General features: G+C 58.6%; 17 protein-coding genes. 15 read left to right on the top strand and 2 right to left on the bottom strand.

The features are described from left to right. Positions 1-5: 5 nt before the first annotated feature. Positions 6-1547 carry a 2-isopropylmalate synthase gene (locus WIF35_RS06875; RefSeq protein ID WP_412480822.1) on the top strand — a complete coding sequence of 514 codons (1542 nt, stop codon included), beginning with the start codon at positions 6-8 and terminating at the stop codon, positions 1545-1547. Between the two features lie 25 nt (positions 1548-1572). Here the strand turns inward: WIF35_RS06875 and WIF35_RS06870 are convergent, their stop codons facing one another. Next, entirely contained in the window at positions 1573-1941 is a 369-nt protein-coding gene (locus WIF35_RS06870) for a DUF2069 domain-containing protein (protein ID WP_412480821.1), read from the bottom strand. A gap of 186 nt (positions 1942-2127) precedes the next feature. On the opposite strand from WIF35_RS06870, the gene WIF35_RS06865 reads away from it, so the two are divergent. After that, a complete protein-coding gene (locus tag WIF35_RS06865) occupies positions 2128-2877 on the top strand; it encodes a YhjD/YihY/BrkB family envelope integrity protein (RefSeq protein ID WP_412480820.1) in 750 nt (249 codons plus the stop codon). Here the strand turns inward: WIF35_RS06865 and WIF35_RS06860 are convergent. Further along, positions 2849-4363, bottom strand: a complete 1515-nt coding sequence (locus tag WIF35_RS06860) for a hypothetical protein (protein WP_412480819.1) — start codon at positions 4361-4363, stop codon at positions 2849-2851. The two genes, WIF35_RS06865 and WIF35_RS06860, sit on opposite strands and share 29 nt — an antisense overlap. A 173-nt stretch (positions 4364-4536) precedes the next feature. Here WIF35_RS06860 and rpsP point away from each other — a divergent pair, with 173 nt between their 5' ends. The 13 genes from rpsP (at position 4537) to WIF35_RS06795 (ending at position 12637) form a co-directional block, all read left to right on the top strand. After that, on the top strand, positions 4537-4791 hold the full coding sequence (gene rpsP, locus WIF35_RS06855; RefSeq protein ID WP_412480818.1) for a 30S ribosomal protein S16: 255 nt from the start codon (positions 4537-4539) through the stop codon (positions 4789-4791). Between the two features lie 11 nt (positions 4792-4802). After that, a complete protein-coding gene (gene rimM / locus WIF35_RS06850) occupies positions 4803-5315 on the top strand; it encodes a ribosome maturation factor RimM (protein ID WP_412480817.1) in 513 nt (170 codons plus the stop codon). Positions 5316-5334: 19 nt separating this feature from the next. Then, positions 5335-6102 (top strand): tRNA (guanosine(37)-N1)-methyltransferase TrmD, encoded by a 768-nt coding sequence (trmD, locus tag WIF35_RS06845; RefSeq protein WP_412480816.1) that lies wholly within the window; start codon positions 5335-5337, stop codon positions 6100-6102. Between the two features lie 18 nt (positions 6103-6120). Continuing rightward, the gene (gene rplS / locus WIF35_RS06840) at positions 6121-6486 is read left to right on the top strand and encodes a 50S ribosomal protein L19 (RefSeq protein ID WP_412480815.1); all 366 of its coding nucleotides are present in this window, start codon (positions 6121-6123) and stop codon (positions 6484-6486) included. Between the two features lie 20 nt (positions 6487-6506). Beyond that, positions 6507-6734 (top strand): hypothetical protein, encoded by a 228-nt coding sequence (locus WIF35_RS06835; protein WP_412480814.1) that lies wholly within the window; start codon positions 6507-6509, stop codon positions 6732-6734. An 80-nt stretch (positions 6735-6814) separates the two neighbouring features. Beyond that, a complete protein-coding gene (gene eutS / locus WIF35_RS06830; protein ID WP_412480813.1) occupies positions 6815-7168 on the top strand; it encodes an ethanolamine utilization microcompartment protein EutS in 354 nt (117 codons plus the stop codon). Beyond that, positions 7147-7665: a EutP/PduV family microcompartment system protein gene (locus tag WIF35_RS06825; RefSeq protein WP_412480812.1), complete on the top strand. Its 519-nt coding sequence runs from the start codon at positions 7147-7149 to the stop codon at positions 7663-7665. The genes eutS and WIF35_RS06825 overlap by 22 nt, the downstream gene beginning before the upstream one ends. After that, positions 7662-8405, top strand: coding sequence for an ethanolamine utilization acetate kinase EutQ (gene eutQ / locus WIF35_RS06820; protein ID WP_412480811.1), 744 nt, complete (start codon positions 7662-7664; stop codon positions 8403-8405). The genes WIF35_RS06825 and eutQ overlap by 4 nt, the downstream gene beginning before the upstream one ends. 13 nt (positions 8406-8418) lie before the next feature. Continuing rightward, on the top strand, positions 8419-9264 hold the full coding sequence (gene eutT, locus WIF35_RS06815) for an ethanolamine utilization cob(I)yrinic acid a,c-diamide adenosyltransferase EutT (protein ID WP_412480810.1): 846 nt from the start codon (positions 8419-8421) through the stop codon (positions 9262-9264). Then, positions 9255-10349 (top strand): phosphate acetyltransferase, encoded by a 1095-nt coding sequence (gene pta, locus WIF35_RS06810; protein WP_412480809.1) that lies wholly within the window; start codon positions 9255-9257, stop codon positions 10347-10349. Before eutT ends, pta begins: the two co-directional genes overlap by 10 nt. Positions 10350-10382: 33 nt before the next feature. After that, the gene (eutM, locus tag WIF35_RS06805) at positions 10383-10673 is read left to right on the top strand and encodes an ethanolamine utilization microcompartment protein EutM (protein WP_412480808.1); all 291 of its coding nucleotides are present in this window, start codon (positions 10383-10385) and stop codon (positions 10671-10673) included. A gap of 180 nt (positions 10674-10853) precedes the next feature. Further along, on the top strand, positions 10854-11138 hold the full coding sequence (locus tag WIF35_RS06800) for a EutN/CcmL family microcompartment protein (protein WP_412480807.1): 285 nt from the start codon (positions 10854-10856) through the stop codon (positions 11136-11138). 80 nt (positions 11139-11218) lie between these two features. After that, entirely contained in the window at positions 11219-12637 is a 1419-nt protein-coding gene (locus WIF35_RS06795) for an aldehyde dehydrogenase family protein (protein ID WP_412480806.1), read from the top strand. The last annotated feature ends 1 nt before the right edge of the window (position 12638 follow it).

Raw genomic sequence — 12638 nt, 5'->3', positions numbered from 1 at the left:
GTTTTATGAAACAACATCTGGTGATCTTCGATACAACCTTGCGCGATGGGGAGCAAAGCCCAGGGGCGTCGATGACCAAAGAGGAAAAGATCCGCGTTGCCCGCCAATTGGAGAAGATGCGTGTGGATGTGATCGAGGCGGGTTTTGCCGCAGCCTCCCCGGGGGACTTCGATTCCATTCATGCCATTGCTCAGGCGATCAAGGAATCCACAGTCTGTTCGTTGGCGCGTGCCAATGAGAACGACATTCGCCGTGCCGGTGAGGCCATCCAGCCGGCCAAGTCGGGGCGTATCCACACTTTCATCGCGACCTCGCCGATCCATATGGAGAAGAAACTGCGGATGACTCCCGATCAGGTGGTCGAACAAGCGGTGAAAGCTATCGGCTGGGCGCGGCAGTTTACCGATGATGTCGAATTTTCGGCCGAGGATGCTGGGCGCTCGGAACTGGATTTCCTGTGCCGTATCTTTGAAGCAGTGATCAAGGCTGGTGCGACTACGATCAACGTGCCGGATACCGTTGGCTACAACATTCCCTTCCAGTATGCCGAAACCATGCGGCAGCTGATTGAGCGGGTGCCCAATTCTGACAAGGTGGTTTGGTCGGTGCATTGCCACAACGATCTCGGTCTTGCCGTTTCCAATTCTTTGGCAGCGGTGTTGGCTGGAGCTCGCCAGGTGGAGTGCACGATCAATGGCTTGGGCGAGCGGGCTGGAAATGCTGCGCTGGAGGAAATCGTGATGGCAGTGCGGACACGTGCCGACGTGTTTCCTGTCGAGACACGGGTCGATACGACGCAGATCGTGCCGGCCTCGAAATTGGTCTCCCAGATCACCGGTTACCCGGTGCAGCCGAACAAGGCGGTAGTCGGCGCAAATGCCTTTGCCCATGAGTCCGGTATCCATCAGGACGGGGTGCTAAAGCATCGCGAGACCTACGAGATCATGCGGGCCCAGGACGTGGGTTGGACGCAGAATAAATTGGTCCTTGGTAAGCATTCCGGGCGAAATGCCTTCAAGACCCGTCTGCAGGAGCTTGGAATCGAACTCGAAAGCGACGAGGCCCTGAATGCGGCATTTGCTCGCTTCAAGGAGCTGGCCGACCGCAAGCATGAAATCTTCGACGAGGATCTGCACGCACTGGTTTCCGACGAAGTGGTAACGCCCGAGCAGGAGCATTACAAGCTCGTGTACTCCCATGTCTGTTCGGAGACCGGCGAATTGCCGATGGCCAAGGTGATCCTGAATGTCGGTGGGGCAGAGAAGAAGGGTGAGGCCGGTGGCGGTGGGCCGGTCGACGCGACTTTCAAGGCGATCGAAAGCATCGTCGGCAGCGGTGCCGAACTACTGCTCTATTCGGTCAATGCGATCACTACCGGGACAGATGCGCAAGGGGAAGTCACGACCCGTTTGGCCAAGGGGGGGCGTATCGTCAATGGCAACGGTGCCGATACCGATATCGTCATCGCCTCGGCACGCTCTTACTTGAATGCGCTGAACAAGTTGCACTCCAGCTTGGACAAGGTGCGTGCTCAGGGCGATGTTTGATTGCGGGTTGTTCCAAAAAGCTGCTTCAGTCTGCTGAAGCAGCTTTTTTTTCGTCCGTTTGCCGCGTGGAGCGGACGAACATCACTGTCGAGAAAAACAATATAGCCGCAAGCAGAGTTTCACCGGTTGCGAGATGGCGGCTTAGTCCTTGGTCAGTAGTGGCGCGGGTCAAGCCTTCCAGGAGGTAAATCTGTACCAACAAAGATAGCCATTTGTAGGTGTAACGCTTGCCGCGCAGGATGCCAAAAAGCGGAAAAAGAAGGATGGCTGCCTTCAATGTCATCCAGGAGCCGCCCGGCTTCAGCGGGGCAAGCCAGGCTTCCCAGGCCAGGCAAAGGAAGATCAAGGCGATCAGACTGGTACTGGCCAGCAAACGATAGTGCTTCGGGGTCATGAAACTGCTCGTGATTTTTGGGTGGGGCTGCTTGGATGGGGTGCTACTTGTCTGTTGGAGTCCCAGTGATTTCAATGGGGTGGGCTATTATACGGCCCCATGTCGACACGCCCCCGATCATCTCGAAAACGCGCTGCCTCGCCAAAAGGTAGTGCGGGAATACTGCGTCGCTTCTTCGAGGAGAACATGATGCAGACCAGTGCAGCTCTGGCGTTTACGACATTGATGTCTTTGGTGCCGTTGGTCGCTGTCGTGGTATCAGTGGCTAGTGCGGTTCCGTATTTCGACGTTCTGCTAGGGCGCTTGGAGCAATTGATTCGTGAAGCCTTGTTGCCGGCGGGGGCTGCCAACACCATAGTCGGCAATATCGGGCGTTTTTCGCACAAGGCGCAGCAACTGACTTGGGCTGGTATCGCGCTGCTGGGTGTGACGGCTTTCATGTTGATGCATACGATAGAGCGAGCCTTCAATCACTTGTGGCTGGTTCAGCCGCGACCGTTGCTGGCGCGCTTGCGTTTGTATGCTTTTGTGATGGCGGTGTGGCCATTCCTATTGGGGGCCGTAGCGGGGGTTGTCTCCTTTGCCGTGACTTCCTCTCTCGGTTTGTTCGACGAGCCTGCATGGTTTCGCCGCATCGCCCTGAAAGGCGTAGCGATTCTGCTGATGGGCTTGTTCTTCTCTTTCCTCTATTACGCCGTGCCGAATGCCCGGGTGAGCAAGCGTGCGGCTTTGATCGGCGGAGTTTTTGCGACAGTGGCATTCACCGCGATGCAGAAGCTGTTCGAGGTATTTCTCGTCAGTTCAGCGATGCTGAAAAGCATCTATGGGGCGTTTGCTGCCTTCCCGGTGTTCCTGGTCTGGCTCCACCTGTCTTGGGCGCTGATCCTGTTCGGCGGATTGATTGCCGCTAAGGTAAGTCCTCAGGCTGGACGCTGAAAGCTTCCACGTTCCCTGTCTGTTCGACGAGATGGGTGACCTGCAGTTCGAGCACTTCGAGCTTGTCGCTTTCGGCTAGTATCACCACCCGCCGCGAGCCTTCACGGATCAAACCTGCCGGCGCGACCAGGCAGCGTTGAGGGCGTAGGGGCGGGGTTTCGGGAAGGATCAGGCCGGAAACCTTGCCAAGCATTTGCTCGTCGGCCCGAACGATTTCCACTGCCTGCGCTCGGGAGGTCAGTATTTCCAGCCCTAGCTCCAGGTGTTCCGGGTTTTCCGAAGTGGCCCAGCGGATCATGCAGATATGCCATACGGGCGTTGCTTCGGCCCGCTCTCCTTGAGGCTGCAGGGCAACAATTTCGCCGACGCGGATATTTTCTGCTTGGCCGGACATGTGCATCACGGCATAGCCATCGGGGCTTTCGTTGGTGACCATCCATTCCCCGGTCGGCGGAGTTCGCGACGGGTGTTTTGTCAGCTGCCAGATGGTCGTGAGTCCTATGCAGATGTGGGCGCGGTAGGACTGGCGGCGCCGCGGGAATTTACGTTTTGTCGGGTGTCCCCAGAGCTGGTGCAAACGGAGGAGGATGGCTTGGCCGGCATGGGTGTCGGCAAAGGCTGGTAGTCCTAGGGAGGAGGCAGGTGCTCCTTGGCTCAGGGCTTCATGGTGGCGTTTGGCCTGTTCGGCGATGGCGTCGCAGACAAAATACCGAGTTTGCACCGCATCGACCGGAAGGCGTCTTATCAGTGCGTAGGCAGGGAAGTCGCGGTCGGGGTCGATCCAGAAGATGCCCGTGCTGTGCATCGGGGCTTGTTCGAGTAGCTCCAGCGCTGGGGTATGTTGCGTCGTATAAGCCCAAATAAACTCCAGTTCGTTTGACGAAAAGGAGGCTGGCTGGGCAATTGCAGCGAGGACGATACGGCTGTATAGCTGAGCAATGCTCGGGGTGCCCTGGGGGCCCGGAAAACTTTCGATGCCGAGCCGCTGGGCCGTACGATAGGCAGCGTGAAGCTGTTGCCAATGGCCGGGTGTGCTCGGGGCAGAGAGCAAGTAGTTGATGTTGATCTGCCAGGCAATCGCCTGCATGGCACGCCGCAACGAGGTATGGGGTGTTTGCAGGGCGCGCGGGCCGTCCGGGTCGAACAGGTCGGCCAGGGTGTTGAAATAATCCTGCGCCAGCGTCTTCAGCATGTCGAGAATCACGCGGACACGTTGGCGCAAGCGTCTGGAGATTGGCAGTGTGACGTCGTTGAGTTGCGGGATCTCGGCGTTGACGATGCGTTCCGCCTGTCCGTAGAGCAGATCGAGAAGCTTCAGGCGTTGTCCCGGTGGTACCGGAGTGTCGCGCAGCAACAGGAACTGGGCGTGCAACTGGTCGGCATCCTCCGAGCCGCTCCGTCCATGAGCGAGTGCCAGCCACTCAAGTATGCTCTTGACGCTGGTCTCGGTGGCAGGCGGTGACAGCGGTGTCGTCGTCATGTCCATGGTCGGAAGAGCATAACAAAGTTTTACAACTTAGCCAGTGCCGACAGGCGAACGGGCGCTGCTTGTCGATATGCGGTCGTCGCTCAGAATCGGCTTCTCGGCTAAGTGGCTTGTTTTTCCTTGATAAAGCGATATAATCTCGGGTCTTTTTTCCAGCTAACGAAAGTATTCTCATGGTTGTTATCCGTCTTGCCCGTGGTGGCGCCAAGAAGCGTCCGTTCTACAACCTCGTTGTGACCGACTCCCGTAACCGCCGCGATGGCCGTTTCGTTGAGCGTATCGGCTTCTACAACCCGGTTGCCTCCGGCAATGCCGAAGCCCTGCGTATCGCTACGGACCGCCTGACCTACTGGCAGCAAAACGGCGCTCAACTGTCGCCGACCGTTGCTCGTCTGGTCAAGCAACACGCTGCCAAGCTGGCGGCCTAAGTCGTTTCGCCTTGTCTGGCAACGATATCGTCGTATTGGGGCGGCTTGCCGACCCTTACGGAATTCGCGGCTGGTTAAGGTTGTATCCCTTCGGGGACGATCCGCTGGAGTGGGGCAAGATGCCTGTCTGGTGGATCGGGAGTGAAGGCGGCCCTTGGCGTGAGGTCAAGCTGAAAGGCTTGAAAGTTCATGGCGAGGGTCTGGTGGTTGCGCTGGATGGCGTGCCCGACCGGAATGCCGCCGAATCGCTGAAAGGCATGTTGGTCGGTGCGCCGCGCGAAGTGTTGCCGGCGACCGACGAGGACGAATTTTACTGGGCCGATTTGCTGGGTCTGGAAGTCGTCAATACGGCGGATGAGAAGCTGGGCAAGGTTGCCGGGCTGATCGAAACCGGAGCGAACGACGTGTTGCGCGTTGTCGCCGAGGATGGCACCGAGCGTCTGTTGCCTTTTGTCGACGCGGTCGTGCTGAAGGTCGAGAAGGATGCGGGGCGTATCCGCGTGGAGTGGGGCAGCGACTGGTGAGTCGCCAGGAGCGTGAGCGGTGATCCGCTTCGATTGCATAACCCTCTTCCCGGAGATGTTCGCCGCGGTGACGCAGAGCGGTATCACGCGTCGGGCATTGGAGGAACAGCGCTGGGTCTGGCAAGGCTGGAACCCGCGTGATTTCGCCGAGAATGCCTGGCGTCGGGTCGATGATCGTCCCTTTGGCGGTGGGCCGGGCATGGTGATGCAGCCGGGGCCGCTGGAGAAGGCGATTGCGGCGGCGAAGGCTGGGCAGCGTGAAGCGGGCTTGGCCAAGAGCCGGGTGATCTACCTGTCGCCGCAAGGCGCACCGCTGACCCATGAGCGGGTCATGCGGCTGGCGAGCGGAGAGGAAGGTTTGGTCCTGCTCTGCGGTCGCTACGAAGGAATCGACGAGCGTCTGATCGAGCGCTGTGTCGATGAAGAAATTTCGATCGGGGATTTTGTACTTTCCGGCGGCGAGTTGCCGGCGATGGTGTTGATCGATGCCGTCGTACGCCAGTTGCCGGGGGTGCTGGGCGATGCCGCTTCGGCGGTGGAAGATTCGTTCGTGACGGGCTTGCTCGATTGCCCGCACTACACGAGGCCCGAGGTGTATGAAGGACAAGGTGTGCCGGAGGTGTTGATGTCCGGCGACCACAAGCGAATTCGTCGCTGGCGATTAAAGCAGTCGTTGGCGCGGACCCGGAAGCGCCGCCCGGATTTGTTGGCGCACCGTGCGTTGAGCACGGAAGAAACGCAACTCCTCGGGGAGATATCCCGAGAGGAGCAATGCGGTGAGAAATGACAATTTAAAGGAACTCACATGAACCTGATTCAACAACTCGAGCAGGAAGAAATCGCCCGCCTCGGCAAGACCATTCCCGAATTCGCCCCGGGCGACACCGTCGTCGTTCAGGTGAAGGTTAAGGAAGGCAACCGCGAGCGTCTGCAGGCTTACGAAGGCGTCGTCATCGCCAAGCGTAACCGTGGCCTGAACTCTTCCTTCATCGTCCGTAAGATCTCTTCCGGCGAAGGCGTCGAGCGTACCTTCCAGACCTACTCCCCGCTGGTCGCTTCCATCGAGTTGAAGCGCCGTGGTGACGTGCGTCGTGCCAAGCTGTACTACCTGCGCGAGCGTTCTGGCAAGTCCGCCCGTATCAAGGAAAAGCTGGACTTCAAGAAGGCCTAATCGGTTATCCGAAGCTTCAAGTGAAAACGGGGTGCTCAGGCACCCCGTTTTTTTATTTGGTTTTTGCCAAAAACGGGCAGTGCACCGCAGCATTCGCCGAAATATGGAAAACACCATTGCCCGGCGCTGCATTTTGCGTGATAGTGCTGCTGTCGGAAGCGTATGCGTTTCAGCTTGCAGGCGCCAAGCCCGTCAATCTGATGAATGCTGCGTTTTCCTGCTGTGTCGAAGGATTCCACGTGATTTGATCTTGCGCAAAATGACAGCGCCGGCTTCCGGTTAGATTGAAACCGCTAGCCAGCCGTCACATTTCCGAAAGGAAAGCAAATTGCCAGATTGGAGCGAAAGGCAGAAGGAGCGGATCATCCAGGAGTTCGTGCCTGGAAAGCAGGTCACGCTCGCCCATCTGATTGCGCATCCGACCGACGATCTGAGCAAGAAAATCGGGGTTCCCGGTGCCGAAGCTATCGGCATCATGACGTTGACCCCTGGCGAAACGGCAATGATCGCCGGTGACATCGCCACCAAGGCAGCTTCCGTCGAGATCGGCTTTCTCGACCGTTTTTCCGGTGCCTTGGTTATTTACGGTTCCGTTGGTGCGGTGGATGAGGCGCTCGGTCAGGTGATCGGCGTCCTGGAGCGGTTGTTGGGGTATTCGGTATGCCAAATAACGCGCACCTGACGGTCGATCGTACTCAGGCTTTCATGCTGGCCGGACCGATCGGTGCCGGCAAGACAACCTTGTTCAACCTATTGTTCGGGCGCCAGGAAGGTAGCCGCAAGACGCAGGCGGTCGAATATGAGGCCGATATCGGCGTCGATACGCCGGGCGAGTTCTTCAGCCATCCGCGTCTCTACCATGCCTTGATCACCACGGCGTCCGATGTCGGCACCCTCGTTTATGTCCAGGGCGCCGACGATTTTGCCTGTCGCATGCCGCCGGGACTGCTCGATGTCTATGGGCAAAAGCGCCTGATCGGAGTGATCACAAAAATCGATCTGCCGCTGGCAGATGCGGATCGCGTTGAAGCGCTGATGCGCGAGAACGGCATTAGCGGCCCGATCTTTCGCGTTTCATCCTGTGAGCCGGAAAGCGTCCTTCCCTTGAAGCAGATATTGACCGGGCCGACCGGAAGCTGGGCTACCGGTTTCGTCCACGGCGAGGAGGTTCTGCCATGAAGAAAACCCTGGTTTCCGCCGAGTTTGTCCGCCAGGAGCACGCGGCCGGGCGCAAGCGGATCGAAGCCAAGTTGCCGATGGCCATCGTGACAGCCGAAGCGCGTACGGTTGCCGAACAATTGGGTGTTGCCATTGTCGAGAGCCTGGCCGCGTTGCCGGCCAGCCCAGCAAAGAGTGGTGGTGCATCTGGCGACAAAGCGAGCAAGCCATCTTCCGTTCAGGGGGCCTCGGCCGAAGTCGAGGCCATTCGTGCGGCAATCCTGGCCAAGTTGCCGCCAGGCTGTGTTTCCGATGCGGTAGTCGACCAGTTGATCCGCAAGGCCATGGAGGAAAGCCAACTCACTACAGCGGCGGCCGCCGGCGGGGAAGGGGCTTATGTCAGTCAGCGTATCGCTCGCGGCATCAAGCACGTCAGCGCCAGCTCCGTTTCCTTTGGTCTATTCGAAGGCGCCGGGGCACTGAGCCAGGTCGGTTTGACCGATGTGGTGACGGCGAAGGATGGCAGTCCAATGGCGGCCGGTTACATGTCCTGGAGCAACTGCTTTTTCCCCTGGACCCTGACCTACGACGAAATCGACATCGTCCTCGAGGGCGAACTGCATATCCGTAGCGAAGGGCAGACCGTGATTGGGCAGCCGGGAGATGTGATTTTCATCCCGAAAGGCTCGGTCATCGAGTTCGGTACGCCCACTTGCGTTCGCTTCCTTTATGTCACTTATCCCGCCGATTGGCAGGGGTGAGAGGGCGGCCATCATGCCTGCATTCATCACCGAATCCTGGCTGCGCGAACACTTCAGCCTGACCGATGGCACGGAAGTGCATCTGCCGGCGGACGGCAAATTGACACCGGCAGCCCGCGCCTTGCTCGCCGAAAAGCATGTTCGCGTCAAATACGTCGATGAAGCGGGCAGGATGTTCCTCGAGAGCGAGGAGGGCAAAGCAAACATCCAGAGTGCGGGCGAACCGGAGCGGATTCAGGTTCACCCGTTGACCAGTTCCGAGCAGTGGCGGCATGCCAACTGTCAGGTTTGCGGTCAGGAGGTCAAGCATAAGCCAGATTCGCTGACCCATTTGAATGTCCATACACTGGTGCCGAAGAACGATCCGCGCATCAAGCTACGCGGCAAGCTGGATACGGCGATTGCCTATGCCGTTTGGGCGCAGGCGGAACTGAGTCCGCGCGAGAAGGAATCGGTCATGGCGGTGTGGCTGTCGGATGTCCGTTCGGCCCTGGGTAACGTTCTGCGTGCTGAAGTCACCGATGAGCTGCTCGGACCGGTAAGTATGGGTGAACTCGATGAAGAGGCGATCCACCGCCTGTCGCACGACCCGATGCGCTATTTCGGCCATGACCATATCCTGCCGGAGGCAGCACAGGGTTCGACGATTGCTCGCCTGAACATGCTGCGGGCGCATATCCGCGAAGCGGAACTGGCTGCCGCAGAGGTCTATATTGATCGCGATTTCAATGTGCTTCGCCCCGATTTGATGCAGGCACTGAATCGACTGAGCAGCGCAGTTTATGTGCTGATGTTGGTCGGCTACGTGTCGTCGTTGGGGCAGCCGACCGACGTGAAGAAGTTGGCCTCATGGACCTGATCAAGACCTGCGCGGATTATTGCCGGGAGCATCCGGGGAGGGTTGTCTTCCCGGACAGCCTCGATGAGCGGGCGATTGCTGCTGCCGCTCGGCTGGTTGGCGAGGGGTTGGCGCAGCCTGTGCTGTTGGGCAATCCTTTTGCCATACGCGGCCTATGCCGGGATAAGCGACTGAGCTTGAAGCAAGTGCCGGTGATCGATCCGCAGCGCTCTCAATTACGTGAGCACTATGCGGACTTGCTGTTGCCGAGGGTGGCGGAACGCGGCATGAAACGCGAAGAGGTGCTAGCCCATCTCGACGATCCGCTCTGGTACGGCGCCATGATGGTTGCCGCCGGAGATGCCGACTATTGCGTGGCCGGTAACCTCTCATCGACCTCCAATGTGCTGCGGGCAGCAATCAATGCGATTGGCCTGGCCGAGGGAAACAAGACGGTTTCCAGCATTTTTTTCATGATCGCGCCAGGTGGGGGCAGAGCCTTGGGATTTGCCGACTGCGGCGTGGTTCCCGATCCGACCCCGGAGCAATTGGCCGATATCGCCATATCGACGGCGGAGAGCTATCGCAAAGTGACCGGCGACGTGCCGGCCGTCGGTCTACTGTCGTTTTCCAGCCGCGGAAGTGCCAAGCATCCTGCCGTGGAAAAAGTGCGTTGGGCCGTCGCTCTGGTGCGCCAACGTTGCCCTGATCTGATGATCGATGGCGAATTGCAGTTCGATGCGGCTTATGTGCCTTCGGTGGCGGTCAAGAAGGTTCCCGACAGCCCCTTGGCTGGAGCGGCCAACGTATTTGTTTTCCCATCGCTGGAAGCTGGAAACATTGGTTACAAGATTGCCGAGCGCATGGGGGGCTATACCGCCGTCGGGCCCATGATTCAGGGCCTGCGCTTGCCGATGCATGATCTATCGCGCGGTTGCAGTGTCGAGGACATGATCGATGTCACGCTGGTGGCCAACAAAATGGCCGCAACAAAGGGCGTTTCGGCGCGAATCGATTTGAAGAAATCAGCATCTGGTTTGATCGGCGTTAACCCTTATGCTGTTGACAAGCAGTATGCTGCGAAGTGTGCAGTTCCTACTTTTTAAGGTCGTAAGACCAATTTACGGAGACGATGCAAAATGGAAGCTCTTGGCATGATCGAAACGAAAGGTCTCGTGGCTCTGATTGAAGCATCTGATGCCATGGTCAAAGCAGCCCGAGTGAAGCTGGTCGGCTACAAGCAGATTGGCGGTGGGTTGGTGACTGCTCTCGTACGTGGTGATGTGGCGGCCTGTAAGGCTGCAACGGATGCCGGTGCGGCCGCTGCCCAGCGTATTGGCGAACTCGTGTCTGTGCATGTCATTCCGCGGCCGCACGCCGATCTGGAAGAAATTTTCCCGATCAAGATGACCGGCACCCTGGAAGACTGACCAACTCAAGGGAGTGTAAAGCTCCCGGACAAACTCGTCGCTGCTGAAATCTGTCGTAGGCTGCGCTGCGTTGACCTGTAGGGGGAAGTACCCTCGGCGGGTTGTCGCGGCGGCGGCCGAGACAGGGGTTGGTCGTTGGGCGAAATTGTCCGAGTGCCTCTTTTCTAGACGAGGTTCGCGATGGAACTAGCAGTGGTCGTCGGTCAAGTAGTATCGACCGTGAAGTGCCCCGGTTTCGAAGGGGATCGCCTGCTTCTGATTGACTTCATCGACACTTCCGGCAAACCGCAGGGAAGCCTACACGTTGCTGCCGACAGTATCGGGGCAGGGACTGGTGAATGGGTTCTCGTGGTGCAGGGAAGTTCTGCCCGGAAGACCGTGGGTGACAATGTGCCGGTAGACATGAGTGTTGTCGGCATTGTCGATGAGGTGGTGGTCGGGCAGCAGGTGGTTTACCACAAGTGACGAAGTGACGCTTTTCGCCGGGCTGTAACTCAGGTCATGCAAATGCATGGCCAGGCCGGTTCGGCAAAGGGGAGATCTGTATGGATCTTGATGCCAAGGAAGTGGAACGTATCGTTCTGGCCGTATTACAGGCGATGGACAAGTCGCCGGCTAGTGGCACCGGGATGGTTGCTGGCAAATCCGCACCCGGTGTTTTCGACAGCCTAGACGATGCGGTGGCAGCGGCGACCAAGGCACAGCAGGGCTTGCACTGCTTGGCGACACGCGCCAAGGTGGTTGAAGCCATCCGTCGGGTTGGAGAAGCCAACGCCAGGGAGTTGGCGGAAATGGCTGTCGCCGAAACCGGAATGGGGCGAGTCGAAGACAAGATTCTCAAGAATATCGCTCAAGCCAGGCAGACACCTGGGATCGAATGCCTGCGGCCGGCCGTGCTTACTGGCGACCGCGGTTTGACCTTGACGGAGAACGCCGCTTGGGGAGTCATCGCTTCGGTGACGCCATCGACCAATACGGCGTGTACGGTGATAAATAACGCCATCAGCATGATCGCTGCTGGCAACTCGGTGGTTTTTGCGCCACATCCCGCGGCCAAGCGGGTTTCTCAGAAGACAGTATCCCTGATCAACGAAGCGGTGGTTGCTGCCGGAGGTCCGGATAATGTGGTTACGACGGTAACCGATCCCAATATCGAAACCGCCCAGCGCCTGTTCAAGTATCCGGGTATCAACCTGCTGACGGTCACCGGCGGCGAAGCCGTCGTCCATGAGGCACGGAAGCATACCGACAAGAGATTGATCGCAGCCGGTGCCGGCAATCCGCCAGTCGTCGTGGACGAGACGGCCAATATCGCCCAGGCTGCACGCGATATCGTTTGGGGTGCATCCTTCGACAACAACATCATCTGTGTCGACGAGAAGGAACTGATTGCCGTCGACAGCATTGCCGGTGCGCTCAAGGCTGAGATGAAGAAGCACAATGCGGTCGAGTTGAACTCCGACCAGGTGAAACGCCTTGAAGATGTGGTGCTGGCCTGCGACAAGGAGGGCAAGCTGGCGATCAACCGCCAATGGGTGGGGCGAGATGCTGCCAAGATCGCCAAAGCTGCCGGGATACAAGTGCCGGACGATACCCGTTTGCTGTTCTTCGAAGCTGCCGCAGATCATCCTTTGGCCGTTCTCGAACAAATGATGCCGGTTTTGCCGCTGATCCGTGTCGGTACGGCGCGCGAAGGGATTGATCTGGCGGTCCGTCTGGAAGGCGGTTGCCGCCACACCGCCGCGATGCATTCCAAGGATCTCGACCATCTGGACTACATGGCAAATGCCATCAATACCAGCATCTTCGTCAAGAATGGTCCGTGCCTGGCAGGCCTCGGCTTTGGCGGGGAGGGATGGACGACGATGACCATCTCCACACCGACCGGCGAAGGGGTGACCTCGGCCGCGACCTTCGTGCGCCTGCGGCGCTGCGTTCTGGTGGATCACTTCCGGATCGTTTGAG

Origin of the sequence: Azonexus sp. IMCC34839 (assembly GCF_047047955.1) — a bacterium.
Taxonomy (GTDB): Bacteria; Pseudomonadota; Gammaproteobacteria; order Burkholderiales; family Rhodocyclaceae; genus Azonexus.
This window is presented reverse-complemented; position numbering and strand designations above follow the sequence as displayed.